Source organism: Brevibacillus sp. NSP2.1 (assembly GCF_000470975.2).
Classification (GTDB): Bacteria; Bacillota; Bacilli; order Brevibacillales; family Brevibacillaceae; genus Brevibacillus; species Brevibacillus agri.
The window spans coordinates 4,155,729-4,182,643 of sequence record NZ_CP048274.1; the positions used below are offsets into that span (position 1 = coordinate 4,155,729).

General features: G+C 56.0%; 26 protein-coding genes. 7 read left to right on the forward strand and 19 right to left on the reverse strand.

The features are described from left to right. Window positions 1-43: 43 nt before the first annotated feature. From M655_RS20175 to M655_RS20195, 5 genes are all read right to left on the reverse strand, one after another. Window positions 44-1,261, reverse strand: a complete 1,218-nt coding sequence (locus M655_RS20175; RefSeq protein ID WP_005834474.1) for an ABC transporter permease — start codon at window positions 1,259-1,261, stop codon at window positions 44-46. After that, window positions 1,258-1,980, reverse strand: a complete 723-nt coding sequence (locus tag M655_RS20180; protein WP_025843988.1) for an ABC transporter ATP-binding protein — start codon at window positions 1,978-1,980, stop codon at window positions 1,258-1,260. Before M655_RS20180 ends, M655_RS20175 begins: the two co-directional genes overlap by 4 nt. Window positions 1,981-1,984: 4 nt before the next feature. Then, entirely contained in the window at window positions 1,985-3,640 is a 1,656-nt protein-coding gene (locus M655_RS20185) for an efflux RND transporter periplasmic adaptor subunit (RefSeq protein ID WP_005834477.1), read from the reverse strand. Between the two features lie 233 nt (window positions 3,641-3,873). Continuing rightward, complete coding sequence (locus M655_RS20190; RefSeq protein WP_005834478.1) at window positions 3,874-5,280, reverse strand: HAMP domain-containing sensor histidine kinase; 1,407 nt, start codon at window positions 5,278-5,280, stop codon at window positions 3,874-3,876. Further along, entirely contained in the window at window positions 5,273-5,956 is a 684-nt protein-coding gene (locus tag M655_RS20195; RefSeq protein WP_005834480.1) for a response regulator transcription factor, read from the reverse strand. Before M655_RS20195 ends, M655_RS20190 begins: the two co-directional genes overlap by 8 nt. Window positions 5,957-6,094: 138 nt before the next feature. Between M655_RS20195 and bluB the strand changes: the two genes are divergently transcribed. After that, window positions 6,095-6,796: a 5,6-dimethylbenzimidazole synthase gene (gene bluB, locus M655_RS20200; RefSeq protein WP_005834482.1), complete on the forward strand. Its 702-nt coding sequence runs from the start codon at window positions 6,095-6,097 to the stop codon at window positions 6,794-6,796. Window positions 6,797-6,981: 185 nt separating this feature from the next. Here bluB and hrpB read toward each other — a convergent pair whose 3' ends face one another. Next, window positions 6,982-9,495 carry an ATP-dependent helicase HrpB gene (gene hrpB / locus M655_RS20205; protein ID WP_026557719.1) on the reverse strand — a complete coding sequence of 838 codons (2,514 nt, stop codon included), beginning with the start codon at window positions 9,493-9,495 and terminating at the stop codon, window positions 6,982-6,984. 157 nt (window positions 9,496-9,652) lie between these two features. Here hrpB and M655_RS20210 point away from each other — a divergent pair, with 157 nt between their 5' ends. Beyond that, window positions 9,653-10,474 (forward strand): MBL fold metallo-hydrolase, encoded by an 822-nt coding sequence (locus tag M655_RS20210; protein WP_005834486.1) that lies wholly within the window; start codon window positions 9,653-9,655, stop codon window positions 10,472-10,474. Here the strand turns inward: M655_RS20210 and M655_RS20215 are convergent. After that, the gene (locus M655_RS20215; RefSeq protein ID WP_007786195.1) at window positions 10,471-10,926 is read right to left on the reverse strand and encodes a DinB family protein; all 456 of its coding nucleotides are present in this window, start codon (window positions 10,924-10,926) and stop codon (window positions 10,471-10,473) included. The two genes, M655_RS20210 and M655_RS20215, sit on opposite strands and share 4 nt — an antisense overlap. Window positions 10,927-11,127: 201 nt before the next feature. Between M655_RS20215 and M655_RS20220 the strand changes: the two genes are divergently transcribed. Next, window positions 11,128-11,517, forward strand: a complete 390-nt coding sequence (locus tag M655_RS20220) for a VOC family protein (RefSeq protein WP_026557718.1) — start codon at window positions 11,128-11,130, stop codon at window positions 11,515-11,517. 57 nt (window positions 11,518-11,574) lie between these two features. Here M655_RS20220 and M655_RS20225 read toward each other — a convergent pair whose 3' ends face one another. The 3 genes from M655_RS20225 to M655_RS20235 form a co-directional block, all read right to left on the reverse strand. Beyond that, window positions 11,575-12,405 (reverse strand): prohibitin family protein, encoded by an 831-nt coding sequence (locus M655_RS20225; RefSeq protein ID WP_007786192.1) that lies wholly within the window; start codon window positions 12,403-12,405, stop codon window positions 11,575-11,577. A gap of 60 nt (window positions 12,406-12,465) precedes the next feature. Next, the gene (locus M655_RS20230) at window positions 12,466-12,681 is read right to left on the reverse strand and encodes a hypothetical protein (protein ID WP_005834494.1); all 216 of its coding nucleotides are present in this window, start codon (window positions 12,679-12,681) and stop codon (window positions 12,466-12,468) included. A gap of 64 nt (window positions 12,682-12,745) precedes the next feature. Then, on the reverse strand, window positions 12,746-13,189 hold the full coding sequence (locus M655_RS20235; RefSeq protein WP_025843983.1) for a hypothetical protein: 444 nt from the start codon (window positions 13,187-13,189) through the stop codon (window positions 12,746-12,748). Window positions 13,190-13,443: 254 nt separating this feature from the next. Between M655_RS20235 and M655_RS20240 the strand changes: the two genes are divergently transcribed. Then, a complete protein-coding gene (locus tag M655_RS20240) occupies window positions 13,444-13,785 on the forward strand; it encodes a hypothetical protein (RefSeq protein ID WP_005834497.1) in 342 nt (113 codons plus the stop codon). A gap of 236 nt (window positions 13,786-14,021) precedes the next feature. On the opposite strand, the gene M655_RS20245 is transcribed toward M655_RS20240, so the two are convergent. Next, window positions 14,022-15,254, reverse strand: coding sequence for an MFS transporter (locus M655_RS20245; protein ID WP_026557717.1), 1,233 nt, complete (start codon window positions 15,252-15,254; stop codon window positions 14,022-14,024). A gap of 148 nt (window positions 15,255-15,402) precedes the next feature. Between M655_RS20245 and M655_RS20250 the strand changes: the two genes are divergently transcribed. Continuing rightward, window positions 15,403-16,284 (forward strand): LysR family transcriptional regulator, encoded by an 882-nt coding sequence (locus M655_RS20250; RefSeq protein WP_026557716.1) that lies wholly within the window; start codon window positions 15,403-15,405, stop codon window positions 16,282-16,284. A gap of 49 nt (window positions 16,285-16,333) precedes the next feature. Here the strand turns inward: M655_RS20250 and M655_RS20255 are convergent, their stop codons facing one another. The 5 genes from M655_RS20255 to M655_RS20275 form a co-directional block, all read right to left on the reverse strand. Beyond that, window positions 16,334-16,534 carry a hypothetical protein gene (locus tag M655_RS20255; RefSeq protein WP_005834503.1) on the reverse strand — a complete coding sequence of 67 codons (201 nt, stop codon included), beginning with the start codon at window positions 16,532-16,534 and terminating at the stop codon, window positions 16,334-16,336. A gap of 204 nt (window positions 16,535-16,738) precedes the next feature. Continuing rightward, window positions 16,739-18,583: an ABC transporter ATP-binding protein gene (locus M655_RS20260; RefSeq protein WP_026557715.1), complete on the reverse strand. Its 1,845-nt coding sequence runs from the start codon at window positions 18,581-18,583 to the stop codon at window positions 16,739-16,741. A gap of 1 nt (window position 18,584) precedes the next feature. Continuing rightward, window positions 18,585-20,321 (reverse strand): ABC transporter ATP-binding protein, encoded by a 1,737-nt coding sequence (locus M655_RS20265; protein ID WP_026557714.1) that lies wholly within the window; start codon window positions 20,319-20,321, stop codon window positions 18,585-18,587. 146 nt (window positions 20,322-20,467) lie between these two features. Beyond that, on the reverse strand, window positions 20,468-20,887 hold the full coding sequence (locus M655_RS20270) for a hypothetical protein (RefSeq protein ID WP_005834510.1): 420 nt from the start codon (window positions 20,885-20,887) through the stop codon (window positions 20,468-20,470). Between the two features lie 314 nt (window positions 20,888-21,201). Continuing rightward, window positions 21,202-21,969, reverse strand: a complete 768-nt coding sequence (locus tag M655_RS20275; protein ID WP_026557713.1) for an IclR family transcriptional regulator — start codon at window positions 21,967-21,969, stop codon at window positions 21,202-21,204. 262 nt (window positions 21,970-22,231) lie between these two features. Here M655_RS20275 and M655_RS20280 point away from each other — a divergent pair, with 262 nt between their 5' ends. After that, window positions 22,232-22,474, forward strand: coding sequence for a helix-turn-helix domain-containing protein (locus M655_RS20280; protein ID WP_005834513.1), 243 nt, complete (start codon window positions 22,232-22,234; stop codon window positions 22,472-22,474). Between the two features lie 25 nt (window positions 22,475-22,499). Further along, on the forward strand, window positions 22,500-23,018 hold the full coding sequence (gene def / locus M655_RS20285) for a peptide deformylase (protein ID WP_005834515.1): 519 nt from the start codon (window positions 22,500-22,502) through the stop codon (window positions 23,016-23,018). A gap of 151 nt (window positions 23,019-23,169) precedes the next feature. Here the strand turns inward: def and M655_RS20290 are convergent, their stop codons facing one another. The 3 genes from M655_RS20290 to purU all read right to left on the reverse strand — a co-directional run bounded on the left by M655_RS20290 (window position 23,170) and on the right by purU (window position 26,210). Beyond that, window positions 23,170-24,519 (reverse strand): MarR family transcriptional regulator, encoded by a 1,350-nt coding sequence (locus tag M655_RS20290; protein WP_026557712.1) that lies wholly within the window; start codon window positions 24,517-24,519, stop codon window positions 23,170-23,172. A gap of 4 nt (window positions 24,520-24,523) precedes the next feature. Then, complete coding sequence (locus M655_RS20295) at window positions 24,524-24,976, reverse strand: hypothetical protein (protein ID WP_026557711.1); 453 nt, start codon at window positions 24,974-24,976, stop codon at window positions 24,524-24,526. A 358-nt stretch (window positions 24,977-25,334) separates the two neighbouring features. Next, a complete protein-coding gene (purU, locus tag M655_RS20300) occupies window positions 25,335-26,210 on the reverse strand; it encodes a formyltetrahydrofolate deformylase (protein WP_005835503.1) in 876 nt (291 codons plus the stop codon). Window positions 26,211-26,915: the final 705 nt, after the last annotated feature.

A 26,915-nucleotide genomic window follows, 5' to 3' on the forward strand; every position in this document is an offset into this window, starting at 1 on the left:
ACCTCACCGCAGCTAGTATGCCCCGATTGGAAAAATTACACACTCATTCGTAGCGAAGCGCGTCGATCGGCTTCAGTTGGGCTGCCTTGCGCGCCGGGTAGACGCCAAAGATCACGCCAACCAAAGACGAGGTCAAAAACGCGTACAAAATCGGCGTCAGGCTGATCGAGGTCGCAAGCGAGCCGAGCTTGCTGATGAGGAGCGCGGCCCCTACCCCGATGGCAATTCCCAAAATGCCGCCAATCAGGCTGAGCGTAACCGCCTCGATCAAAAACTGGCGCAAAATATCCCGGCGCTTGGCCCCGATCGCCTTGCGAATCCCGATTTCGCGCGTGCGCTCTGTCACGGACACGAGCATGATGTTCATCACCCCGATCCCCCCGACGATCAGCGAGATCGCCGCAATGCCGGACAAGAGTGCCGTCATCGAGCTGGACACTTCCTGCGCCGTGCTGAGAATATCCGATTGGGACGTAATGCGAAAATCGTCTGCCGCTTGCGGCCGCAGGTTGTGCTGGGCACGCAGCGTCTGGCGAATGTCCTGCTGCGCCGCGTCCATCGTGTCGGAGGACGCAGCCGAGACGTAGATCGTGCCGACGTTTTTGCCGCCTGTCAGACGGCTCATCGCGGTCGTAATCGGAATGAGAATCCTGTCGTCGTTGTTCGTCATGCCGGAGCTGCCCTGGCTTTTCAGCACGCCGATGATCGTAAACGGCACGCGATTGATCTGCACCGTCTGCCCCACCGGGTTCGTCGTCGTGTCCTTGAACAAGTTGCTGACGACCTCCGTCCCTACGACGGCGACGTTAAACTGCCGCGTCACCTCGAAGTTCGTGAAAAACCGGCCTTGTGCCACCTCTGCATTGCGCACGCGCAAAAAATCGGCGGTTGTCCCCTCCAGCATGCTGGAATAGTTGTTGCTGCCCCAGACGATCTGGGCACGGCCGTTGACGCTCGGGGCGACGCCCGCGACCGATTCCTTTTCTGCGATCGCTTCTGCGTCGGCCAGCGTCAACGTATTCAGCGACCCGGCTCCCAGGCTGACCCGGCCTTGCGTCGCTTGTCCTGGCGAGACGATCAGCAGGTTGCTGCCCAGGCCGTTGATCTGCGAGGCGACAGAGGAAGACGTGCCTTCCCCGATGGCGACCATCGCAATGACGGCCGCGACCCCGATGATAATCCCCAGCATCGTGAGCACGGAGCGCAAGCCGTTTGCCCGGATGCTGCGAAACGAAATGCGTACACACTCGATCAAGCTCATGTTCTCACTTCCTCTGCCCACGCTCTTCTGCGCTCTTTTACCACTTCATTGGCGATGATCTGGCCGTCGCGAAAACGGACAATCCGCTTGGCATACTCGGCAATATCCGGCTCATGCGTGACGAGGATGACGGTTTTGCCTTCGTCGTTCAGCCGCTGAAAAATGCCCATGATCTCTTCGCTCGTCTTCGTATCGAGGGCGCCAGTCGGCTCGTCCGCCAGCAAAATGACCGGATCGTTGACCAGCGCCCGGGCAATTGATACCCGCTGCTGCTGGCCGCCCGACAGCTCGTTCGGCTTGTTGTTCAACCGCTCGGCCAGCCCCACGCTGGTCAGCGCCCTGATCGCTCTCTCCCTGCGCTCTTTGGCGGGCGTGCCGCCGTACAACAGCGGCAGCTCCACGTTTTCCACCGCTGTCGTGCGCGGGAGCAGATTGAAGTTTTGAAAAACAAAGCCGATTTTCTGGTTGCGAATCTCCGCCAGCTCGTCATCGTGCGCCTCGGAAACAGGGTGGCCGTCCAAGTAAAACTCTCCCGCCGTCGGCTTGTCGAGGCAGCCGATCACGTTCATCATCGACGATTTGCCCGAGCCGGACGGCCCCATGATCGCCACGAAGTCGCCCTCTTCAATCGTCAGGCTGACGCCGCGCAAGGCCAAAATTTCCTGGTCGCCGATCTGATACTGCTTTTTCAGCCCTTCAATTTGTATGACTGGTCTCATCTTCTCATCGTCCCCTCATCTGGACGACGCCTCCGCCACCTGGGAAGCCGCCAAGGCCGGGCATTCCGCCTCCCATTCGGGCACCGTTCTGATTGGACGTCGACGAGCTTGTGCTTGTGCTGATCGGAACGACGACTCTGTCCCCTTCCTTCAAACCTTCCAGCACTTCTACGCGATCCGCCGCAAAAAATCCGATCTTGATCGGCACGAACTGGTACGGCATGGAAGCCATTCTGCCTTCTCTTGCGCTTGTGCGCTCGCCCGTCTGCCCCGCTTGCCGCTCTGCTCCCGCCTCCGGCTTGGCCTCGGACTTCCCGGCTGCAGATTGTTCGGTCGCACCGCTCTCGGCTCCGGCGCTGTTTCCGCTTCCGGACATCAGGTAGACGCCGTCCTTGCCGTTTTGCGTCTGCAAAGCATAGGCCGGTACGTACAGCACATCCTTGTGCGTTCCCAACTCGATCGTGACGTTCATCGTCATCCCGATTTTCAGCTTGCTGTCCTTGTTGGTGACGGAGAGCAGCACATCATAGCTCGTGACACCGGAGTCTGTCTTCGCCTCCGGGTAAATCAGCTTGACTTTTCCCGTAAAAGTTTCATCCGGATACGAGCTGGTCGTAAACGACACGGGCAAGCCTTCTTTTACTTTTCCGATGTCGCTCTGGCTGATCTGGGCCAGCACCTCTAGCTCGCCGGAGTTGGAATTATCCATAATAATAAAATCATTGCCTGGAATTTCGCCGACATTGCCGTTCAACTGGACGATCACGCCGTCCATCGGCGCCCGCAGCGTCACGGCGTTCAATGCCTTTTGCGCTTTTTGCAGTTCGGCCTTCGCTTGCTCGACCGCAGCCTTCGCCGCGAGAATCGTCGCCGAATCCGGCCCTTCCTGCGCTTCTTTCAACGCCTCCTGTGCCGTCTGATAGGAAGCGAGTGCCTGCTCGACCTTTACGCCAGACTGCGAGCTTGTCTGCCCCGCCGTCAGCACAGCCGAATTGTAATCCCGCTTCGCCTGCTCCAAAGCGTCTTGCGCATTGTCGTACTCGGTCTGCGAGATCGCGCCCGCCTCAAACAGTTTCTTTTGCGAATCAAACGTCTTCTGGGCGTTGTCGAGATTCGCCTTCGCCTTGGCTACGTCGTTCGTCGCCTTTTGCCCGTCGATATTTTGCTTCGCCAGCTCCAACTCGTTTTTCGCCTGGGTGACAGCCGCCTGCAGGGAGCTGATTTCCGCCGCGCTCTTGCGCTTTTGAGCATCCTCCAGCTTCGCTTGTGCCGATAAAAGGTTCGCCTGGGCGTTGGTCACCTGGATTTTGGCGACGGAATCATCCATCGTAGCCAGTACCTGGCCAGCCTTTACATGGTCGCCGATTTTGACCTGGATCGTCGAGATGGCATCTTTGGCGTCCTCTGCGTCTGAAAACGAGAGCGAGGACCGCTTGGAAGCCTGCACAGTCCCGGACGCCAGCACGGTTTCCGAAACATCGCCCCTTTTCACCGTGACGACCTGATACGCCGCCTGTGCCCGTTCCGGGGTCAAAAGCGTCCGGTAGCCGAACACGCCCCCTCCTGCGATCACCGCGACAGCCAGTCCGACGATGATCCATTTTTTCTTGCTATTTCGCGCCCCCGAAAACAACGTCCGCTTTTTCTCCGATTGCGTCACACCAAATCCTCCTGCCATTTGCGTAATGACTGGGAAGCTGCTTGTCTTCCCTGTTGCGATCAATATACGGAACGAATGCGTCAGGGAAAAGTCAGATGGAAGGGAGTGGTGTGAAATGTCGTCACGGCTGGTTCCGCAGCTTTTTCACTTCATGTTCGGTCATGTTCGATAGAGGGCAACTGTACGAAAAATCGACCAGCCAATTGGTCTGGTCGATTGCGTACAATTCGTGGCTAGGCGCGCAAAAGCAACGTAAACGTACTCCCTGCCCTGCTGCTTTCGGACAGCAGCAGCTTGCCCCCCAGCGCCTGCGCGATCATTTTGCTGAACGACAGGCCAAGGCCGAGCCCGCGGACGAGATGCTTCTTTTCCTCGCCCCGGTAAAAGCGCTCGAAAATAAGCGGCTGCTCCGCTTCCGGGATGCCCGAGCCTGTATCTTTGACATCAATGCGAATTTCATCGCCCGTGCGAGACAGGGACACGACGATCTTTCCGGCCGAGTCCATCGCCTGCGCGGCGTTGTTTAACAGGTTGTACAAAATTTGCTGCACGCGCAGCGGATCGGTGCTCGCGATGATCGGCTCCTCCGGCTTGACGATGGACAGCTCAATCTGCTCTACCTCCTGCACGATCTGCCACTGATGGGTAATTTCCTGCACCAGCTCGTATATGTTTTGCTGTTCGCGGCGAATGCGGATGTCGCCGACGGCAAAAGAGTTGAAGTCGAGCAAGTCCTCGACCATTTTTTGCAGGCGGACTGTCTCCTTCGAGCAAATCTCCAAAAACTCTTTGGCCTCCTCGCCGCCGACGATGTCGTCCTTGACCGCCTGTACCAGCCCGCTGATCGACGTGACGGGCGTTTTCAGCTCATGCGTCACTCCGGCCAACAGCTCGGTGCGCATCAGCTCCAGTTGCCGCAGGCGATCCGCCATTTCCTTGAACGAGTGGATCAGCTCGTAAATCTCATCCTCGCGCCTGTCTTTTTCCAGATGAATGTCGTAATTGCCCATGACGATCTGCTTGGCCGCGTCTGCCACTTCCTTGATCGGCGTCGACAGCTTTTTCGTCAGCAAGTAGATGACCAGCCAGCCCAGCAGGCCAAGGCTTATCAGCATCGTGAACAAAAGCTGAAACTCCGTCGTGCTGCGGGTCAAATCCTGCATGGGCGTAAACAGCATGACCCAGCCCACCGTTTGCTGGTTGACCTGGATGCTTTTTTTCACAAACAGCAGCTTTTCTCCCCGGTCCAGTTCTACCTGCGACATGCTCTCATCCGTTGCCACCAGATCACGGGCCATCCGCCTCAACTCGGAGCTGAACGGCCCCGGCCCGCCAAACACCGCGCGATGATCGGCATCCAAAATGACCATGAACGGCTTGTAATTGACGCGCAGCGACTCCTGGCGACTGTCGAGCAGGCGGAACAGGAAAGGCGCCGTGATGACCCGCCCGTTGGCGTCAACCACCCGATCCGACACCTCGGCTGCCATCAGCCGCATGAAGTCCAGCCGTTTTTGCTTTTCGCTGTAGTTGATCCAGTAGCTGGACGCGATGCCGATGACCAACAGGCCGATGCAGAGCGTGATTAAATACCGCGTCGTCCAATAGCGAAACAGGGAGATGCGCTTTTTCTCACTCATAGACGCAAAGCTTGTAACCCAAGCCACGGTACGTGCGGATTTCCCCTTCGGACGCTGGCCAGTTTTCCAGCGATCGGCGGATGCGCTTGATCGCCAGGTCTACGGCGCGGTCGCTGCCCTCGTAGTCCATGCCCCACACTTGCTCGATCAGTTGCTCCCGCGTAAACGTCTGATTTTTGTACTGGGCGAGAAACAAAAACAGCGACAAGTCTTTTGGCGTAAACGCCAGCTCTACGCCGTGCAGCGTAACCGTGTACGCCTTGAAGTCGATTTTCAGGCTGCCGAACTGCTTGACCTGATCTCCCTCGATAATTTGCTTGGAGCGGCGCAGCACCGCCTTGACACGGGCCACGACTTCGTCGGCAATAAACGGCTTGGTGATGTAGTCATCCGCTCCCTGATTCAGCCCTGTAAGCTTGTTGTCGATATGCCCGAGCGCCGTCAGCATGATGACGGGGCAAGAGCTTTTCGACCGTATGTATTCTAAAATGCTCCACCCGCTCCGGCCCGGCAGCATGACGTCGAGCAGCACCAGGGCAGGATTGAACGAATCGAACTTGCGCTGGGCCTCGTCCCCGTTAAACGCCTGTTCGACGCAGAACTGATGTTTTTCCAGGTACGCCTTCAGCACCCGAGAGATGGGCAGCTCGTCTTCCACGATCAGGATGTTTGTCATTCCAGTTTCTCTCCCCTCGAAAACGGACAGGTCTTCCCCCTTTAGCGTAGGACATGAATATGTCAGGCAAATGTCTGGAACATGAGCTTGCGCATCAGTAAAATGAAGGAAGCCGTAGCAAACAGGGAGGTTTTACTCATGAAGCGTTTGACACCGGAAGAAAAAAACGGTCTGTACAAGGCTATCAGCAATCGTCGCGATATACGCACGTTTCGCCCTGATCCAATCCCGCCGGAAAAAATTGCCATGATTTTGGCCGCTGCCCATCACGCCCCTTCCGTCGGATTCATGCAGCCGTGGAATTTTATTCTCGTAGAGGACGAGCCGACCAAGCAGGAGTTGGCAGACTGTGCGGACAAAGAACGGCGCGCGCTCGCCATCCACTACGAGGGAACAGGGCGCGAATCGGCTTTTCTGGCGCTGAAAATCCAGGGCATCAAGGAAGCGCCGCTCACCATCTGCGTCACCTGCGACCCGACGCGGGGCGGCGATCACGTGCTTGGGCGCAATTCGATTCCCGAGACAGATATCATGTCGGTAAGCTGTGCCATTCAAAACATGTGGCTCGCGGCATATGCGGAAGATTTGGCGATGGGCTGGGTCAGCTTTTACAAAAAGGCGGACGTCCGCCGCATCTTGAACATCCCGCCGCACATCGACCCTGTCGCGTTGTTGTCCATCGGCTATACCGATCATTACCCGGATCGGCCGCTTTTGGAGCTGCACCAATGGGCAAAGCGGGAAGACTTGCAGCAGTTGATCTATCGCGGCCGCTGGGGAAACAGCCCGTCCGGCAAACAAAATGGACTGCCCGATGAACAGGCAGTCCCAAGGAAATAGAGAGGGTAGTACGTGAATCGCGGTATGTTCCTGACGGCCGCAAACCGCGTGAAAGTTTCAGTTTCAAGCCGACTTGCGCACATGGAACTAGGAAGTTGGGAAATATCGCCCTGAGCCTGGTTGCGCCCGTCGGCTTTTTCTGGTTCGATCTCTACAAAAGCGGCAAGCCCGCAAGCCCCAATGTACTATTTCTGCGGGCGCACCCGGTTCGTCGGGATCGCGGCGAGCGGATCGTCCGGCCAGTAATGCTTCGGGTAGCGGCCTTTCAAGTCTTTTTTCACTTCGAAGTACGCCTGCTGCCAAAAGCTGGCCAAGTCTCGCGTCACCTGCACCGGACGCTGCGCCGGGGAAAGCAGATGCAGCGTCAGCGGCACCTTGCCCCGGCCGATGCGCGGCGTATCCTGCCAGCCGAACAGCTCCTGCAACCTGACAAACAGGCAAGGCGCGGCAGGGTCGCTGTAGTCGACGGCGATTTTCGAGCCGCTCGGAACGGTGATATGCGTAGGCGCGTACTCATCCAACTGCTGCCGTTCCTCCCAACTCAGCATCCCTTCCAGCACCATAGACATGGACAGTTGCTGCAACTCGTCTTTTTTGCGCATGCCGTACACATGCGGCGCGAGCCATTCCTCCAGCGTGTCGAGCAAGGCTTCGTCATCTGCCCGCGGCCAGCCCGGCACAATCCCGCTCATGAACTGCAGCCGCTCCCTGAGCTGGCGGGCGTGACGGCTCCACGGCAACAGCTCCAGCCCTTCCGTCCGGATGCCCGCAAGCAGAGCTTGCAACACCGCATCGGCTTCCGCTTCTGCCGCCACCTCCTGCAAGACGAATGCCCCGAGCTTTTTCCGCGTACGCGCGCGCACGGCCTGAGCGGAACGGTCCCACCAGACAGACGTCTCCTCTGTGATCTGCCCGGACCAGTCGCGGTACAGGTCGCTTTCCTCCACCGCTGCCGCGAGCATGATCCGGCTGTCCGCCCCCTGATCGTCGAGAAGCGGAGCTACCACGTACGGCGCAAAAGCCAGAGGCTGCTCAACGGCAAACGTCGCGCCGCGGCCATTTCGCAGCAAGTAGCGTCCATCTCCCCTGCGCTGGGCGATCCTGTCCGGGTAGGCAAAGGCGAGCAGCCTGCCCGTCTGGCTGACGTCGGCCACGTTTTCAGCCGTGCTGGCGCTTCCCCACTGCCGCTTGAGCTGCGCAGCTTCGCTCCACAGCCGCCGACACAGCGCTTCATCAGCCTGCCCTTCCGCAAAAGCGCGTGCCCCGCCTTGTTTTCCCGCGACGAGCTGCAACAGCTCCACCCGCGAGCTGATATCCGCATCGGCAAAAGCCGCTCGGCCCCGGGCGATATCCCGCTCCTCGATCAGCACAGCCAGCTCGCACGCAAGCGCTCCGAGTCCGAGCTCGCCCGCTTTTTGAATCATGTGTCCAAGCCTTGGGTGCAGGCCCATCCCGGCCAGCACCCGGCCGTGCGCGGTAATCTGGCCGTGCCCGTCCAACGCCCCTAACTGCTGGAGCAGCTCCCTGGCCTGGGCCAGCGAAGCTTTTGGCGGAACATCGAGCCATTGCAGCTCCTGCACGTCACCCACGCCCCAAGCTGCCAGCTCCAAAGCGAGCGGGGCGAGGTCTGCCTCCGTCATTTCCGGTGGCTCGTGCGCTACGAGCATCCGGTCCTCCTGCTCCGTCCACAGCCGATAGCAGACACCCGCGTCCAGCCTGCCCGCTCTCCCCCTGCGCTGGTCGGCTGCCGCCCGCGATACCCGGACCGTCTCCAGCCTCGTCATCCCGGTGCGCGAAGAAAAGCGCGGCAGCCTTTTCCAACCGCTGTCGATCACGATTCGCACGCCCTCGACAGTCAGGCTCGTCTCCGCAATCGAAGTGGCGAGCACCACTTTTCGCTCGCCTGCTTGGCCCGGCTGAATCGCCACATCTTGCTCGTGCTGCGCAAGCGCCCCGTACAGCGGGTAGACGCGCACGTTTGCAGCAAGCTCGCTTTTAGCCAGCAAAGCTTGCGTCGTGCGAATTTCTTTGGCTCCCGGCAAAAACGCGAGCACATCCCCTGCCTCCTCCGCCAATGCCGACAAAACGGTGCGGGTGACTGCCTCCTCGACCGCGCCAGTCCACGGCTTTGGCAAAAAGCGCGTCTCGACCGGAAAAGCTCTGCCTGCGCTCACGATGACGGGAGCATCCCCCAGCAGGCGGGAAACAGGCTCTGCCGCAAGCGTGGCCGACATGACCAAAATCCGCAAGTCTTCGCGAAACAGGCTTTGCGCCTGCAAGCTGAGCGCCAGTCCCAAATCCGCATGCAGGCTCCGCTCGTGAAACTCGTCGAAAATGAGCAGGCCGACGTCTGCAAGCTCGGGATCATCCTGTAGCATCCGCGTCAATATTCCTTCGGTTATCACTTCGATTCGCGTACGCGGGCCGACTCGCGTATCGTGCTTGACCCGATACCCTACCGTCTCTCCCACTTGCTCGCCAAGCTGCCGCGCCATGTAGCCCGCCGCCGCTCGCGCTGCCAGCCGCCGCGGCTCCAGCATGAGAATGCGCTTTTTGGCGAGCCAGTCCTGCTCGAGAAAAACGAGCGGCACCCTGGTCGTTTTCCCTGCCCCGGGAGCGGCGACCAGCACGGCGTTGTTGCTTGCCGCAAGCGCTCCGGTCAACTCCGGCAGCACCGCATCAATAGGCATTGCCTTCATCTTTTCACCTCTTGTCCGTATCCATCTGTAACCATCATACACGATCAGTGGGCGAGGAAAAGAAATTGAGAAATGACTGAATAATCATTCAATAGTATAATGAGCGTATGTTCATTTGGCAGATAGAAAAGTCCGATTAGAAAATGGAGGTGTCACCGTGGTAGAAGTCCATCAGCACGAAGATGTCCTGTGCCTGGAGGGGATTGTACAAAGAGCGGGCCGCGAGTGGGGAATCCAGGTGTATGTCGTAGACGGCATGATGGTCGATACCGGGCCGCAAACACTCGCAGCCGGCCTGACCGACCGCTTTTCAGCCGCTTCCTTCGACGCTGTCGTCCTGACGCACAGCCATGAAGATCACAGCGGAAACGCAGCCTGGCTTGCCAACAGCAAAAACGTCCCCATCTACGTCCACGAAAAAGGGGTGGAGCTATGCTCCAGACCCGCCGACTATCCGCTGTACCGCCAGCTTGTCTGGGGAATGCGCGAGCCTTTTGCCGCCCGGCCGCTCGCTGAAACGTTTCACTCCCGCACCATCGACTGGGAGGTCATCTACACTCCCGGACATGCGCACGACCACGTCGCCCTGTTCGACAAGCAAACAGGCCGCCTGTTTTCCGGCGACCTTTTTCTCGGAACGAAGACAAAAGTAATTTTGCGCGACGAGTCCATTCCGCTGTTGATCGATTCGATTCGCCACGTCCTGACCCGCGATTTTCGCGCTATGTACTGCGCTCATGCGGGCTACATCGCCAAAGGGAAAGATTTGCTTGCGCGCAAGCTGGACGATTTGCTCCAGCTACAAGGGGAAATCTTGCATTTGCACGGGCAAGGGCTGACTGTGGCGGAAATCAACGCACTGCTTTTCGCCAAGCCGTCGCCGATCATCGCCGTGTCCGAGGGCGAATTTGACTCGGTGTACATCGTCACTTCTGTGCTCGCAGGGCATCCCCAAACGGAATCGAAGTCAATCGTCTAGCCCTGGCCAAGCTGCCTGGACAACTGGCCGAGATGGTGCTCCATATGCGCGACGTAATCCTCCATCAGCCAGCGCAGACTGACCGTCGTGCCGTCGGCCAATATACAGGCATGCTCGCAAGCGGCGGGCGGCATCGCGGCCATGACCGCGACCACCGAGCGGTTCAGGCTGCTCCATAGCTGCACGATCTCGTCGGCAGGCCGCGCCTGGTACGCTTGCGCTTTTACCCATTCGTCCTGCTGGTACGGGATCAGCGCATACGGCTGCTCGGTCTGCGCGCGGACGAAGCGGGCGAGGTTGTTGATCGCCGAGTCGCACAAATGGCCGAGTATTTCTTTGGCGGACCATTTGCCCGGAGCCGGACGCCTTGCCGTTTCATCCTCTCCCCTGTCCCGAAACATGTCCGGAACTTCTGCCAGATGCTTTTGCATGCGGGCGATTTGATGCTTCATACAGCCACCTCCTGTTCTTTCTCTTCACCGTATCAGGTTCAGCCAATTCATTCCAATAGAATGATTCGATGCCCCCCATCAGCGCGAGGAATGGGAGGGAGGCAGCACCGCAAGCAACAGCAGCAGGTGGGCAGACTTTTCGCAGCAAATCTTTTACAATAAAAAGAAAACGAGCTTGTCAGGGAAAGGACGAAACCGCGCATGGCAATCAAAAAAATCGAGCACGTCGGGCTGATGGTCAAAGATTTGGAGGCGTCCATCGCCTTTTACACGAAAGTGATCGGCATGGAGCTGAAAGGGACGCTCGTGCATTCCAATCAGATTATTACGCTCGCTTTTCTCGGGTTTCCGGGCAGCACAGAGACGGAGCTGGAGCTGATTCACGGCTACAACGACGCGCTGCCGGAGGAAGGCAAGGTGCACCATCTGGCGTTTGCGGTGGATAACCTCGAAGCCGAGATCGAGCGGCTGCAGCAGCTTGACGTCTCCTTCATCGACGAAGCGATCACGACGCTGCCCAACGGCTCCCGCTACATGTTTTTCCGCGGGCCGGACGGCGAATGGCTGGAGCTGTTTGAAAGCACGCGCTAAACCAAAAACGAAGACCATCCGGCTCATTCGCGGCCCGGATGGTCTTCGCTTTTGTCGTTACTGGTTCCCTACGTTGATAAACGGAGTCGCGCCGCCTGTGACGTTCGGCAACTTGCCGTCCCATTTGCGGATCGCTTCCAGTTGCGCTTCGATCTGTCTGAGCTGAATCAGCTCCGGCGTGACTTCCTGCTTTTGCAGGCGCAACGCTTCGGCCTGTGCCTGCGCGCGCGTAATCTCCTGCTCCTTTTCGATCTTGATCCGCTCCAGGTCGAGCTTCGACTTGAGCGCCTGCTGCTCCGCTACTTGCTTCGACTCGATCGCGCGGTTAAATTCGTCGCTGAACGTAAACTCGCGAATGTTGATCTCATCGAGAATGATGTTGTAGGCAGACAGCTTTTGTCGCAGCGCTTCCTTGACTTTGTTGCTCACCTCGGAGCGCTTGGAGATCAATTCTTCTGCCGTGTACTGCGCAGTGACGGCTTTCAGCGCTTCGGCGATAGCCGGGTCGACAATGCGGCTGTTGTACTCCAGCCCCACCTGCTGGTACAGCTTGTTGACGTTTTCGCTGTCCAGATGGTGGTTGACCGCGATGGTCGTCGAGACGGTTTGCAGGTCACGCGAAGCGGACGTTTGGCTCGACTCCGATTTTTGTACCCGTACCTCCATCGGAATGACGGTTTGGATAAAAGGAATTTTAAAGTGCATGCCTTCCTGCAAAACTTTTGGCTGTACCGCGCCCAATTGCAGCACGACACCGCTATGCCCCGCTGATATGATCGTAAACGATTGGGTCCCGAGCAAGACCAAAACGGCTAGTACGAGAATGGTTGCGAGCAGCTTTCCTCCAGCTTGGAACGGATTCATCTTCACTACGTTGTTGTCGTTCATGTTCCGCCTCCCCTTTTTTTATCTGTTCGTTTATACATACGGGTCAGCAGCCCACAAGTTTCAACAACTTTCTGTCTTTACTGCCGCAAGCAACACGTTGCCCATCCGCTCGGCCTCGATTTTGCACAGTTCGAACTCTACCTCACCGGATACGTGGGAAATCAGTTGAATGACTTCCTCGCAGCCGTGGCTGCAGATGAGGAACTGCTCCCACTTCACTTCGGCGCGCGGCACTTTTCTGGCCGAAAAGCCGCTTTGAAAACCACCAATGGTCATGTCGATCCTCTCCTAGCTAAAAAAACAGATCAAAAATGTTGCGGGCAGCAGAAGTGTCCCGCAATCATCCCCACTCCTTTCGTCTCTTGACGAGCCAAAAACTGAACAGAAGGACATGGCCGTACAACAGAGCCGCGCCTCCGCCTAACAGCAGCAACCCGCCAGACGCAAAAGCATTGCTCAAAGAGCGCCCGTTCGATACGACTACGACGAACAGCCCCATCACGAAGCAGCCCGCCAACGCATAGGCAAAAAAGCGAAATAGATACACAGCCAGCGGATGCTTCCAACCCGTTTTGCGTTCGGCGAACTCGATCAGATAGGCAAACGGAATCCCGCCAAGCAAATAGACGGGGAGGGCATAAATGAGATAAATCGCGACAAGCGAGCCGTACGACCAATGGTAGACACCCTCTTCCCGCTCGCCTGCTGGCGTGTAGTTCGCCCAGGCGAGCACCAGGCAAAAAATGAGCGCAGACGCGAGCGCGACCAGCACTTTTCGAAGCATGGGCGATCACTCTCCTTCCCGGTTCTATCATACCATTTTGGATTTGAGAAAACCTGGAAACGGTTAAAAAAGCGGAGGACCTCTCATGTTCCGCTTCTTCGGTTAAGCTTCGTCGGCTGCCGTTTTATAAAATGCAAAATAAACTCCGTAACTGGTAAAATGTGTATAGATCCACAGCAAGCCTAAAAGAGAAGCCAATCCCAAAGAGATTCCCAAAAGCATTTTGCTCATCTTGCCAAAGGAGGGTCCGATTCATGCTGTTTCTCATGATGGCAGGTCTGGTTGTTGCACTCGTTCTTTTTTTCCTGAAGCGAATCGGTGCGAGAAACTACTACTCGGCCGTAACGCTTGTGCTCCTGTTCGCATCCGTGCTCTCGACGGTCTGCCTTGCCCAAAACTACACCGAGAGTCTCATCCCTGCAGCAAATGACGGAATCGCCATCTCCAATTCGCTCGCTTACTGGATTATCGGCGAGGATCGCTGGTCGCGCGAGCTGTTTAAAAGCTACTTCGATGGCTCCGTGTACGTTTCCTTGCTGCTTTTGCTGCTCTACCTCGGCTGCGTCATCCAGGAAAAGAGACACGCCCAGAAGTAGCCAGCCTCTGTGCGTATTGCCGTGACGTGAAAAATCCCCCCCGGTCTACAGGGTGGAGTCCAAGCTGTTTGGACTCTTTTTTCCTGTCTGCCGTGAGGGGATCGCGCCGGAACATGCTGCGAACCTGGCTGGTTTTGCACTCCACAGCCCCGTTTCCGTTCCATCTCAGAAAAGAAAGGCGCCCCCGCTGCCTCTGTAGCCGCTGTTAAGGGGCAACCACGCTACGCTCCCCCGCTTCATTTCAGCTTCGCCACCGTCCACTTTTTCTCGACGGACGGCGCAGACGAATTGGCGAGGACTTTGGACAGGCGCAGGGCGAAGACGAAGGCGACGGCCATGAATCCGGCGATCATCGCGACGACACCGCCCCAACCGAGCGACGACCAGAACATGCCGCCCATCGTCCCGCCGATGCTGGAACCGGCGTAATAAAAGAACAGGTAGAGCGATGATGCTTGCGCCTTGTCATGAGTCGCCCGCCGCCCGACCCAGCCGCTCGCAATCGAATGGCTTCCGAAAAAGCCGAAGGTCAGGACGGGCAAGCCCGCGATGATGACCGCCAAATGACTGACGAGCGTCAGGCACGCGCCGAGCAGCGTCAGCAGCAAGGAGACGAGCAGCATTTTCAGCCTGCCGAACTTGTCTGCGAGCTTCGCCATCCAGACGGAGGCGAACATCCCGACGAGAAACACGATGAAAATCCAGCCGACGAGCGTTTGACTGAGCGAATAAGGCGCTGCGGTCAAGACGTACCCGATGTAATTGTAGAGCGCCACATTGCTGCCGAGACTCAAAAACCCGATGCCGAACAGGCAGAAAAGAGCCGGGTCCCGCAAGTGGCTGAGCATGGAAGCCGCCAGTTTGCGCACCTCGGGAGCGCGCGCGTGAAAGTTTTGCGAAGCAGGCAGGCTGAACCAGAAAATCAGCGTGGCGACGAGGCTCATCAGGCTGATCGCGCCCATCGCCATGTGCCAGTTGAACAGGTCGGTCAGTATGCCGGAGAGAATCCGCCCGCACACCGCCCCCAGCGAGTTGCCGCTGATGTACAGCCCCATGGCGACTCCCAGACTTTTCGGCTCCATTTCTTCGCCCAAATAAGCCATGGCAATAGACGGAAGGCCGCCTAGCGAGATTCCCTGGATGATGCGAAAAAGAAGAAGAGATTCGTATGAAGGGCTGCATGCCGTCAGGATCGACAGGAGGGAGGCGGCCAGCATCGAGCTAATCATTACCGGCTTGCGTCCCCACACCTCTGAGATCGTCCCGAACACGAGCATGCTGACGGACAGCGAGATCGTCGTCAACGAGAGCGACAAGCTCGCCATCGTCGGCGAAACGTGAAACTCTTTTGTAAATTCAGGCATCAACGGCTGCGTGCTGTACAAAATCGCAAACGTGTTGAAGCCCGCCGCAAAAAAAGCCAGATTGGTCTTGCGAAAAGCGGTTGTGCCTTGCTTGATGTATCCCATGGTGGTGAAACCTCCCCGCGTTTCTACCCGTTTCACTGTTATACTATCATTGACAATTCATAATGTATAATTTATTGTAATCATAATTTTCATGCACGATAGTAATGAATCGGACACACGCGCTTTGTCGCGCAGGGAGGTCACCCGAATGGAATGGCAACAACTCGAATATTTTCAGACGCTCGCCCGGATGCAGCACGTCACCCGTGCGGCGGAAGCGATGTCGCTCTCCCAGCCCGCGCTCAGCCGCTCAATCGCGCGGCTGGAGGAAGAGCTGGGCGTCCCACTCTTTGAACGGCAAGGGCGGACGATCATGCTGAACCGTTACGGCCAGCTTTTTTTGAAGCGCGTCAACCGCATCCTCAAAGAATTTGAGGACGGAAAACAGGAGCTGCGCGATCTCGTCCACCCCGACCGCGGCGAGGTTGCCCTCGGCTTTTTGCACACGCTCGGCACCAGCCTGATTCCCGACCTCATCGGCGCGTTTCGCGCCAAGTCGCCCTCCATCGGCTTCACGATGATCCAAAACCACAGCTACTCGCTCCTCGAGCATCTCGACGCAGGCGAGCTGGACCTGTGCCTTCTCGCCGAGCCGACGGAAACCAAGCTGCCGATCCAGTGGACACCGCTCTGGAGCGAGGAGCTGTTTGCCATCGTGCCGATCGGGCATCCGCTGGCCGGACGGGAGAGCATCCTGCTTTCGGAAATTGCCGAGGAATCGTTTATTTTTTTGAAAAAGGGCTACGCGCTGCGGCGCACGACCGACCAGCTTTTTGAGCAACTCGGCGTCACCCCCCGCGTGACTTTTGAGGGCGAGGAGGCGGCCACCGTCGCGGGGCTGGTCGCAGCCGGACTGGGCGTGTCCCTGCTCCCCGATTTGCGCGGCATCGACCAAAGCAAAATCGCGCAAATCCGCATCCGCACCCCCAAGTGCCAGCGCGTAATCGGCATGGCGCTGGTCAAAGGCGGGTATTTGTCTCCGGCTGCGGTTCGCTTTAAGGAGTTTATTTTGGATTACTTCGGCAAGTGACAGCAAAAAGACCCTTGGGCGATTGTCCCGGGTCTTTTTGTCGTTCTGTTTATTTCGCCTGATGCCCCAGCAGCTTCTCCACGACCAGATCAAGCTGCCCCTCAATCGCCAGCGGGTCGTAGTAGTACATCTGCTCAAACGTCATCCTGTACACATGGTTGTTTTTGACGGCCGACAAGTTTTTGTAGACCGCGTTTTCAAAAAACTTGTCCTGGTCCTCCTGCTTCGTCTCATACGTGGTCACAAACATGTGGTCCGCACCTGCTCCGAGCCTTGAAAGGAAGGACGTCCGCGCAAAGGGGCAACCAAGCTGAGAGCACAACAGCCCCCTCGCCAAAAACGCTTGACGCTTGGCTTGCGCATTGAGCGCTGCTGCATCGTTACAGAAGCTTTATCCCAGCAAAACAGCCCGTCTGCACACGTAAAATTCAGCGTGCCAGACGGGCTGTTTCGATCAGGACGAAGCGACGTGCAAGTTTTTGAACTGATTGTAAAACAACTGGTAGTACACCCCTTTTTGCGCGATCAGGTCGTCGTGGCTGCCTTTTTCCACGATCTCGCCGCTGTCCACGACCATGATCGCGTCGGCGTCGCGGATCGTGCCGAGCCTGTGCGCGATCACAAAGCTCGTGCGCCCTTCCATGATCGTCGCGAGCGCATCCTGAATAATCAGCTCTGTCCGCGTGTCGATGCTGCTCGTCGCCTCGTCGAGAATCAGAAGCGACGGCCGGGCGAGGATGACGCGGGCAATCGCCAAAAGCTGGCGCTGCCCCTGGCTCAAATTGCCGCCGTTTTCGGTCAGTTGCGTATCGTAGCGCTTGGGCAGCCGATTGATGAACACATCGGCATGCGCCATTTTCGCGGCCGCCTCGACCTCGGCGTCTGTCGCGTCAGGCTTGCCGTACATGATGTTTTCCTTGATCGTCCCGGAAAACAGGTACGTGTCCTGCAAAACGAAACCGAAGCTTCTGCGCAGGCTGTCCCGCGAGTATTCGCGGATGTCTTTGCCGTCGAGGTAGATCGTCCCTTCCGTCACATCGTAAAAGCGCGTCAGCAAATTGACGACGGTCGTCTTGCCCGCACCCGTCGGACCGACCAGAGCAGTCGTGCTTCCCGCCTGTGCCTCGAAGCTGACGTTTTTCAAAATCGGCTGGTCGGGGCGATACCCGAAGCTCACCCGTTCGAATACGACGTGCCCTTTTGGCTCTCTGAGCACAGCGGCGTCCGGGGAATCGAGCGGCTCCTCCCGTTCGTCCAGCACCTCGAACACCCGCTCCGCGCCCGCTACACCGGACTGCAGCACGTTGAAAATGTTGGCGAGATCGTTCAGCGGGCGGACAAACTGCCGCGAATAGCTGAGGAAGCTGGCGATCACCCCGACGGTAATCATCCCTTTCACCGCCAGTATCCCCCCGACAATCGCCACCATCGCAAAGCCAAGGTTGTTAATCACGTTCATGATTGGCATCAAAAAGCCCGACCAGATTTGCGCCTTCATCCCGACCTTGCACAGTCTGTCGTTGATCGCGGCAAAGTCGGCAATCGCCTTTTCCTCGTGGTTGAACGCCTTGACGACCTGAATCCCGGAAATCGTCTCTTCAATGTGGCCGTTCAGCTTGCCCAGCTCGATCTGCTGATGTTTGAACAGCACACTGGTTCGCTTCGCAATCGTGCGGGTGAGCAAAAAGACGAGCGGCACCGTAATCAGGCAGGCGAGCGTGAGAATCGGCGAAAGCACGAGCATCATCACCAGCGACCCGGCGAGCACGATCACCCCGGACATGAGCTGTGTCGTCGACTGCGAGATGGAGTTGCTGACGTTGTCGATATCGTTGGTCAGGCGGCTCATCAGTTCGCCGTGCGTGCGCGAGTCGAAAAAGGCAATCGGTAGCTTTTGCAGCTTTTCGAACAAAGCTTGCCGCATGTTGGTCACGATTCGCTGCGTGATGCCGGCGATCATCCAGCCCTGCAAAAACGTCAAGGCTCCGTCCACGATGTACGAGCCGAGCAAAGCGAGAATGATGATCGTCAAAAAGCTGAACGCCTCTGCCCCGCCTGTCATCGCGTCGATGGCCTTCCCGATCAGGTACGGAGCCGAGAGCATCAGCAAACCATCGACGAGCACGATTGCGAACACGAGCGGCAGCCATCGTTTTTCCCGCCCGAACGCTTGCCACAGTCTTTTTATGGTCGCCGAAAAGTTTTTCGGCTTGCTCACCGGCACGCGCGCGCCCCCATGGCCGAAGCCGCGGCCCGGACGGGGAGGGAAAAACGGCTGTTCCTTTTGCTCCTGGCTCATCCTAGCTCGCCTCCTTGCCGATTTGCGACGTAAAGATTTCCTGGTAGACCCGGCACGTAGCCAGCAGCGTTTCATGCGTGCCGATTCCGGCGACCTCTCCGTTGTCGAGCACGACAATCTTGTCGGCATCCATGACAGAGGTGATCCGCTGCGCGATCAGGATGCAGGTCAGCCCTTTTGCGTACGTTTGCAGCGCTTCCTTGATCTTGCTCTCCGTCGCCACGTCGACCGCGCTCGTGCTGTCGTCGAGAATGAGAATCTCCGGCTTTTTCACCAACGCCCTGGCGATGGAGATGCGCTGTTTCTGCCCGCCGGAAAAGTTGACTCCGCCTTGGCCGACGCGCGTCTGGTAGCCTTCCGGCGTCGCCGCAATGAACTCGTGGGCCTGCGCCATCCGGGCCGCTGCTTCCACTTCCTCCTCCGTGGCATCCTCCTTGCCCCAGCGGATGTTTTCCAGCACCGTTCCCGTAAACAGCGTCGTCTTTTGCGGGACGATCGCCATTTTTTCACGCAGCTTGGCCGGGTCCACCTCGCGGACATCTTGCCCGTTTACGCGAATCGTCCCTGCCGTCACATCGTAAAAGCGCGGAATCAGGCTGACGAGGCTGCTTTTCCCCGCCCCGGTCGAACCGATGATTCCCACTGTCTCTCCTGGCAGGCACGAAAACGAAATCTGCTTCAACACAGGCTGTCCACCTTCGCCATCGTACGAAAAGCTGACCTGTTCAAAGTCAATCCGGCCTTTTTCTTCCCCCGGCTCCCGTCCATGCGCCGCGTCCTCTTTCCAGCTCATCCGGTTTTCCTCGGCGAAAACTTCTCCGATCCGGCCAGCCGAAGCCTTGGCCCGCACGAACATGTTGAAAACCAGGGAAATCATCATCAGCGAAAACAAAATTTGCGTCATGTAGTTGGTGAACGCAATAATGTGGCCGACCTGGATATTGCCTTGCTCCACGCCAAGCCCGCCCATCCAGAGCACGGCCACAATCCCGAGGTTGACCGTCAGCATGATCGCCGGGCTGAACACGGACATGACGCGCGTGGCAGACAGCGACTTCTCTTGCAACTCTTCGTTTGCCCGCGTGAATTTGCCGACCTCGAAGTCAAAGCGGTTGAACGCCTTGACGACTCGCACCCCTGACAAATATTCGCGCATCGCTCCGTTGACGCGGTCCAATGCTTGTTGCACCTTGAGGAAAAACGGAAAGCCGATTTTCAGATTCAAAAAGATCAACAAGCCGACAATCGGCACGACGACAGCGAGCACGACAGCCAACTCCGCATTCAACTGCGTCGCCATGAACAGTCCCCCGATGCACACCAGCGGCGCTTTGACGAAAATGCGCATCATCCCGTTGACGAACACCTGCACCTGGTTGACGTCATTGGTCAGGCGGGTGACGAGCGACGCCCGGTCGAACTTGTTGAGACTGTCAAACGACAAGGACTGCACCTTGGAAAACAAATCGGACCGCAACTGCGCTCCGAAGTTTTGCGACACATAAGTGGCAAGCACGTTGCGCATGGAGGCGGCGACAGCGCCCAGCGCCGTAATCAAGAGCATCAGTCCCCCGGTTTTCAGCACGTAATCCATGTCACGCTGCGCCACTCCGATGTCGATAATCCGCGACATGATCGTCGGCTGCAACAAATCGCACAACGCCTCCACCATCAAAAAGATCATGGAGATGCTCGCGAGCACGCCGTACTTCTTTATGTATTTTTGATAAAACCGCATTTGTTCACCTCATCCCTCGCCTCTTTTGCTATACGTGAAACTTCTATGTTCCACGATACCTGTTGGCATAAAAAATGTCACGGGGGGAGTTGCGGCAAAAAAGCAGTTCGGTGCAGAAGCAAAGCGTGGCTCGCGATGTTTTCACGCTAATCGTGCGGCCCCATTTGCTGGCTGACTTCAACCTGCGTGATGCGCCAAGCCGCAAATGCGCTTTTGTGCAGCGCAAACATCAGCGTCCCGCCGTAGATTTGCCGCACGGTACGATTCGGGTTGTACTCGATCGCCAGAAACCGCGCGACGACTTGGCGCTCGTCCGCCGAGACGAAATGCTCGCTGAGCGTTACTTCCGGCTCGCCCAACTGCTTCGTTTGCGCAAACTGAAAAAAGCCAGCGATTTTGCCCGCATCCGCCTGGTCAAGCGCCAGCTCGCCCGCTCTGCCTGCGCGCACAGCTTCCAGCGCGTCCTCGACTGTTTGGATCGGCGTTGCCAGCCCCAGCGTCAGCCAAAACGTAAAGGCCAAAACGGCCAGCAGCAAACCGCTTATGCGTATGATTCGCTTTCTCACGCTCTTCCCCTCGCTTCCCGATACATCTCTTTCCATCATAACGACAAACAGGCAGCAACGAACACCTTTTCCTGTTCGTTGCTGCCTGAATTGTGTTTCTTCTATAGCTGCTATGCAAATGCGCTGCCTCCCTCACCTCCTTTAAAAGCGTTGTGCGATTTTGCTAGATTCCATGCGAGATAGCGTGGTGCGGGTTTGGCGGATTTGGCGGATTTGGCGGATTTTGCGATTTTCGCGGGTTTCGCGGTTTCGCCGTTTTAGGAGTTTCCGCTAGTTTCTACTCGCTTTTGTCCGTTTTCACCCGTTTTCCCCGTCTACACGTAGCTGAGGTTGTATTTGTCCAGGTAATGCTGGACTTCACGCTGCCCCTCCTGCAGCGCAGACAGCATCGTCAGCAACCGCTCGCCCTCCGGAGTGCGGCTGACAGGTCCGGCAATGGTCATCGAGCCAACGATTTCCCGCCGCTTGTTGAACAGCGGAACGGACAGCCCGAACACCTCGTCGGCGAACTCGCCCGCGCTGAAGCACCAGCCGCGCTTTTTGATCTCGTCCAGCTTCTTGTACAGGCTCTCTTTTTCCACGACGGTGTGTGCCGTGAGCGCCGTCAAGCCTCTGGCGATCACCTGCTCCTGAACGTCGCGCGGCAAGTACGCCATAATAACCGTATTGGACGCCCCCGCATGCAACGGCGTCCGGCTGCCGACCGCCACGGAAAACTTGATGCTCTGCGAGCTTTCCGCCATCTCCACGTGCACGCACTCCAACTGATCGAGCCAGGTCAAAAAGATCGTTTCGCCCGTCTGCTCGGAAACGTTTCTCATGATCGGGTAAATGTACTCCGAGATGCCCATCTTGTCTTCCACAAGCTGTCCGAACTCCCACAGCTTCATGCCCAGCTCGTACTTTTTCGTCTCGTGGTCCTGAATCAAATACCCCTTTTGCTCGAACGTAGCCAAAATGCGGTAGACGGTCGTATGGTTGATCCCCAATTCCTTGGCTAGCTCGCGCACTCCCCAGGAAGTTCGTTCTTTTGTAAACAGTTCCAACAGCTCCAACGATTTTTCCAACGTTTTTAATGTCATGGCCCAACCTCCTTGGTTCTATAATAGAACCACCGTTTCTTTTATATACACATTATAAGGGAGGGTGTTTTTTATTTTCAATCAATTTTTAAAACTCCAAATTCAATAAAATAATCCTGCTCGGACAAAACATCGACGGCGCACGTCCAGGAGACGCGCTTGCTTTTTTCTCCCAATCCGCTATATTAGGTAATAACTAAAAACATTAGGCAATACCTAACACATTCGTTTTTTGGCAAGTCGAGAGGGGGAACGGGAAGGCATGCTTGTCTGGATGTTGCGAAAAGTAATGGCGGACAGAGGCATCTGGTCCGGGGCGGCGCTCGCCCGGTTGCTGAAAGAAAAGGCAGGCTATGAACTCTCGGCTCCGTCGATCAGCGCGCTGCTCAACGGCCAGCCGAAGCAAATGAAAGCCGACACGCTGGATGCTTTGTGCACGGCGCTGGAATGCACGCCGAACGATCTGTGGGTGCACACCCCGCCCTCGCAAAACGAAGGGGCGTAATTCATTTTTTGGAGGTAGAAGGCAGATGGCAGTAAAAACAATCCTCCCTTTCGGAGATCCGATTTTACGCAAAACCGCAAAGCCCGTCACCGAGTTCAATGACAGGCTGGGAAAGCTTCTGGACGATATGACGGAGACTCTTTACGCCAAGGAAGGCCGGGCTGGGCTGGCCGCGCCGCAAGTCGGCTTTTTAAGGCGCGTGATCGTCATGGATTGCGGAGACGGGCTGATCGAGCTGATTAACCCGGAAATTTTGGAGCTGGACGGCGAGCAGATCGGGCCGGAAGCGTGCCTGTCTTTTCCCGGCTACTCGGGCATCGTGAAGCGCGCCCAGTACGTGAAAATCCAGAGCGCAAACCGGGCGGGCGAGACGTTCACGCTGGAGGGCGAAGGTTTTTTGGCGCGCTGTATCCAGCATGAGATCGACCATTTGAACGGCGTGCTGTTCGTGGACCGGATCGACGGGGACAAGCTGTACCACGACCAGACGAAGCGCAAAGTGAACCTCATGGACGTTTGGCAGTTGACGAAAAAGCAAGGGTAAACGGCACGGATGAACAAAACGCCAAAAAATCCACCTGACGATGCGAGGTGGATTTTTTGCATATGGGAAAGTTTGTCCTGATGGCCGAGGATTTCTGCGATGACGAGCACTACATACACGCTGCAGCTAATTCCAGCCGATTTCTGCGCAGTCATACGCCCCATCGGAAATGGATAGTGCTACACCCGCTCTGAAGCCAACCGCATTCCTTCGACACGACGCCGCTGATAATGTAAACAGGTACGAATCCCTCACCTATCTCAATTCGTCTGGCAATGTTTGCAAGCTCCCACTTTTTTAGTAGCTTTGCCGCCTCTTTCATGCTGACCATTGCGTTATAAGCCAATTCATGGACGGTCAATTGGCCATTCCGATGTGTAGCCACCTGAAGTCCGATTCGCTCAATCTGCTCCGCTTCCTCCCTCGCCTGTATAGAGTAGAAAGTTCTGTAGGCTGCGCAGACCGCCCCAATCCCTCCATAAAAGATAAAATGGCTCCAATTCATGAATGCGTAACCGGCCAGAAAAGAATAAAGAAAGGCATAACAGCATGTCTGCATCAATTGCTCCTTTACCCGTTTGAGCTGCGCGAGCGGATTATAGTTGGGTTCCCGCAAGTACACCATTGATTCAGCGGTGACATTCGGAAACAAGTACATCACGGTCCCATCATTCCCGTAGGACGTCGATACGAGATTGGCCTTGTGCCATCGATCGGCCATCCGCTGAATGGACGACAGGCTCTCGTCGGTAAATTCTGCGATTTCTTGTGGATAGAGAACACCTTGATTGTCCATGACATACCCCAAGACATCGTGCTCGGTTTTCCGTACATAATTTCGGTAAGTCAAATAAACAACATGAAATATTTGGATAACCGCAAACACGTTGACGAAGAGTGCCCCTGTCATAAACTCCTCTGAAAGGATGGTCTGTTTATCAAGCAGCCAGAGGGGAGCAATGATTGTCACGAGAATGAAACCGGTGACCTTCAGCCACTTTTTCCATATTTTCTGCTCCTTCTCATCCGCTTCTGTTTCGTCAGCCTTTCCACAATACTCTCCATCACTTGGCAACCAATTCTCGTAGATGAGCGGTGCCAATTGATATACCACAGCCTCACCAACAGGAGTTGAACTGCTAACGACTTGCTTTTTCTCAAATTCCTTCAAGATTCGCTCACATTCTGATAGCTTCAGGGAAGTATCCAATGCCAGCATTGGCGCGGTAATCTGGTTACCGTGTTCGAGGGCAATCTGTATCACACGGCTATGATAAAAACGGTCCTGACTTTTTTTCGCAAGCACTTTTTCAATCAGCAGGCTCGCCATGTAAATCAGGGAGAGAGCTGCCAAAAGTACACCTATAATGCTCCTATTGTCCATAATGAGATATAAAGTAGAAAAAAATGGCCGTTGCATTAGCAAACCAGTAATTAGCAAACACGATAGAAGAAAACTGCCACATATTACAATTATCATCGCACCGCCTAAGTACCTCATTTGCTCACCCCCTATCCTCTATTTGGTCCTGCTTTAGAAATCCAGGAAAGAAATAAAGGATATCACCCGATTTCGTTACACTCAGGTCAGCATGTCCCTTTTTTTGAAGATCGTCCAAAATTTTTTGCGCTTCCTCCAGGGAGAGAGTAGATTTTGTAGCTATATCTACGACTGTAACATATCCATCATTCTCCCGGGCAATGTCCAAAACTTTTAAAATAGCAGAATCTTCTTTTGGGAAACGGATTATCTTCAGGATTTTTGCTATTTTTCCCTCCACCATCAGCCCGATCGGAAAAGCGAACGCGTAAGAGAGAATCAGGATCGAAAGCGTGTCTGAATCGAAATGCCGATAATCGTCCATTTTTTCTGGATTCCAAAGAAATTCCTGTGTAACAATTGGCAGCAAATATTGAAACCCAAAAAACAGAAGAATGGTTAGTGCAATAATACTCATATCATTCCCTCAACTTTCATATTTTCCCATGCTTTTCAATTTTACACTCCAGCCTCTCTTTTCGAAATCACCTTCCCACGTATTTTTATCTAAAATGCTAACAAATAAGATGTCATCTCGTCTGACCTAAACAAATTCCAAACAGAGTGTGAACACGAATGAATGGTCATCCCGACTGTAACGAAATACGCTGGACAGGAATTGAAAAGTAAAAAAGCGAAATCACGCCCATGCGAGGCCCCTCTGGATCTCTCCCAGAGCTGGACTTGCCTTCGGACGCCTTTCGCTTTTTTCATGAGCCTGGGGGCAAATACCCCACAGCACTTCTTCCGTTTCCCTTTTCTTCGGCAGGCTGCCGCTACGCAAACACAATCGTCTTGTTCCCGTACACGATCACTTTGTCCTCGACATGCCAGGAGATCGCCTGGGCCAAGACGTTGCGCTCGACGTGGCGGCCGGCCACCTTCAAGTCTTCCTCCGTGTAGCGGTGGTTGACGCGAATGACGTCCTGCTCGATGATCGGCCCTTCGTCGAGGTCGTTAGTGACGTAGTGGGCGGTCGCCCCGATCAGCTTCACGCCGCGCATGAAGGCGCGCTTGTACGGGTTGGCCCCGATGAACGCGGGCAGGAACGAATGGTGGATGTTGATGATCTGGTTCGGGTAATGCGCGATGAAGCGCGGGGACAAAATTTGCATGTACCTGGCCAGGACGATGAAGTCGACGTTGCCCTGCAACAGCTCCAGCGCCTTGCGCTCCGCCTCTTCCTTGCTCTGGGTCGCAAGCGGAATATGGTAAAACGGAATCCCGTACGCTTCCACCGTTTCTTTCGCATCCGGGTGGTTGCTGATGACCATCGGGATATCTACGCGAATCTCCTTCGACTTGACGCGCCAGAGCAGCTCGACGAGGCAATGGTCCATTTTCGAGACGAAAATCGCCATGCGCTTTCGCTGGCTTTCTTTGCTGAGCCGCCAGTCCATCGGGTAATCTTCGGCCATTTTCGCCAGGTCCTGCTCAAGCTGTCCAAACGATTCGGGCAGCGTCTCCAGGTCGAACAAAATGCGCATGAAAAACATGCCGTCGCGCGGGTCTGTCGTGTGCTGGTCGAACTGCACGATGTTCGCTTTGTAGCTGAGCAGCAGGTTGGAGACGGCCGAGATGATGCCCAGCCGCTCCGGGCACGAGATGAGCAGGATGGCTCGGTTGTCGTTTTTTGCAGGCTCGTGGTTCATATATGTTCCTCCCATTCTGGATGCTTTTCCCTTTTCCATAGACTGCCCAATCCGCACGGAAGACCTCGATCAAACGAATCGGCGTGATGGGCTTTGCAAGTACTTCTCGAAACAGTTTGCCGCAGAAAAGCCGGAATGAGGTTATTCAATGATAACGATAAAAAAATCCACACTTAATCGCTGCTCTCTTCTCCGAGGCAAAAGTCCCTAAGACCCGTTGAGAATCCTTCCACGAGATTCTTTCAATAGCTTTTTCAGTCGAACAAACCACTGCAAGCCACTGACGAGGAAAGAGGAGAAATCCGCGAAGCTCTTTGGGAGCCCAAGAAGCTCCCGCGATTTCTCCTCTTTCCTCGCCTCCACGAAAGCCGCGATGAAGACCCAAACAACAGCACCGAACAACCGCCAAAAGTAACGGATTTTCGAATATCATGCGAAGATTAACTAGCGAAGTAAAACGTAACAGCATACTTAATCGCTGGTTCTCTTCTCCGAGGCAAAAGCCCCTACGATCTGTTGAGAATCCTTCCATGAGATTCTTTCAAAGGTTTTTCAGCCAACAAACCACCGCAAGCCACTGATGATTGAGGCATTCCGCAACGACGTGGAATGTCTTCAAGTGGCGCAGCTCCATCTCCCATCCCCCCAAAAGCTCAGTTAGACTCTCGTTTTGGTCTGTATTTGTCCATCGTAGAGCATCTGCTG

Coding starts and splice junctions, on each gene's coding strand:
- M655_RS20175 (WP_005834474.1), bottom strand. CDS start 1,261: ATGAGCTTGATCGAGTGTGTACGCATTTCGTTTCGCAGCATCCGGGCA.
- M655_RS20180 (WP_025843988.1), bottom strand. CDS start 1,980: ATGAGACCAGTCATACAAATTGAAGGGCTGAAAAAGCAGTATCAGATC.
- M655_RS20190 (WP_005834478.1), bottom strand. CDS start 5,280: ATGAGTGAGAAAAAGCGCATCTCCCTGTTTCGCTATTGGACGACGCGG.
- M655_RS20195 (WP_005834480.1), bottom strand. CDS start 5,956: ATGACAAACATCCTGATCGTGGAAGACGAGCTGCCCATCTCTCGGGTG.
- bluB (WP_005834482.1), top strand. CDS start 6,095: ATGAAGCGTTTGACACCGGAAGAAAAAAACGGTCTGTACAAGGCTATC.
- hrpB (WP_026557719.1), bottom strand. CDS start 9,495: ATGAAGGCAATGCCTATTGATGCGGTGCTGCCGGAGTTGACCGGAGCG.
- M655_RS20215 (WP_007786195.1), bottom strand. CDS start 10,926: ATGAAGCATCAAATCGCCCGCATGCAAAAGCATCTGGCAGAAGTTCCG.
- M655_RS20220 (WP_026557718.1), top strand. CDS start 11,128: ATGGCAATCAAAAAAATCGAGCACGTCGGGCTGATGGTCAAAGATTTG.
- M655_RS20225 (WP_007786192.1), bottom strand. CDS start 12,405: ATGAACGACAACAACGTAGTGAAGATGAATCCGTTCCAAGCTGGAGGA.
- M655_RS20230 (WP_005834494.1), bottom strand. CDS start 12,681: ATGACCATTGGTGGTTTTCAAAGCGGCTTTTCGGCCAGAAAAGTGCCG.
- M655_RS20235 (WP_025843983.1), bottom strand. CDS start 13,189: ATGCTTCGAAAAGTGCTGGTCGCGCTCGCGTCTGCGCTCATTTTTTGC.
- M655_RS20240 (WP_005834497.1), top strand. CDS start 13,444: ATGCTGTTTCTCATGATGGCAGGTCTGGTTGTTGCACTCGTTCTTTTT.
- M655_RS20245 (WP_026557717.1), bottom strand. CDS start 15,254: ATGGGATACATCAAGCAAGGCACAACCGCTTTTCGCAAGACCAATCTG.
- M655_RS20250 (WP_026557716.1), top strand. CDS start 15,403: ATGGAATGGCAACAACTCGAATATTTTCAGACGCTCGCCCGGATGCAG.
- M655_RS20255 (WP_005834503.1), bottom strand. CDS start 16,534: ATGTTTGTGACCACGTATGAGACGAAGCAGGAGGACCAGGACAAGTTT.
- M655_RS20260 (WP_026557715.1), bottom strand. CDS start 18,583: ATGAGCCAGGAGCAAAAGGAACAGCCGTTTTTCCCTCCCCGTCCGGGC.
- M655_RS20265 (WP_026557714.1), bottom strand. CDS start 20,321: ATGCGGTTTTATCAAAAATACATAAAGAAGTACGGCGTGCTCGCGAGC.
- M655_RS20275 (WP_026557713.1), bottom strand. CDS start 21,969: ATGACATTAAAAACGTTGGAAAAATCGTTGGAGCTGTTGGAACTGTTT.
- M655_RS20280 (WP_005834513.1), top strand. CDS start 22,232: ATGCTTGTCTGGATGTTGCGAAAAGTAATGGCGGACAGAGGCATCTGG.
- def (WP_005834515.1), top strand. CDS start 22,500: ATGGCAGTAAAAACAATCCTCCCTTTCGGAGATCCGATTTTACGCAAA.
- M655_RS20290 (WP_026557712.1), bottom strand. CDS start 24,519: ATGAGGTACTTAGGCGGTGCGATGATAATTGTAATATGTGGCAGTTTT.
- M655_RS20295 (WP_026557711.1), bottom strand. CDS start 24,976: ATGAGTATTATTGCACTAACCATTCTTCTGTTTTTTGGGTTTCAATAT.
- purU (WP_005835503.1), bottom strand. CDS start 26,210: ATGAACCACGAGCCTGCAAAAAACGACAACCGAGCCATCCTGCTCATC.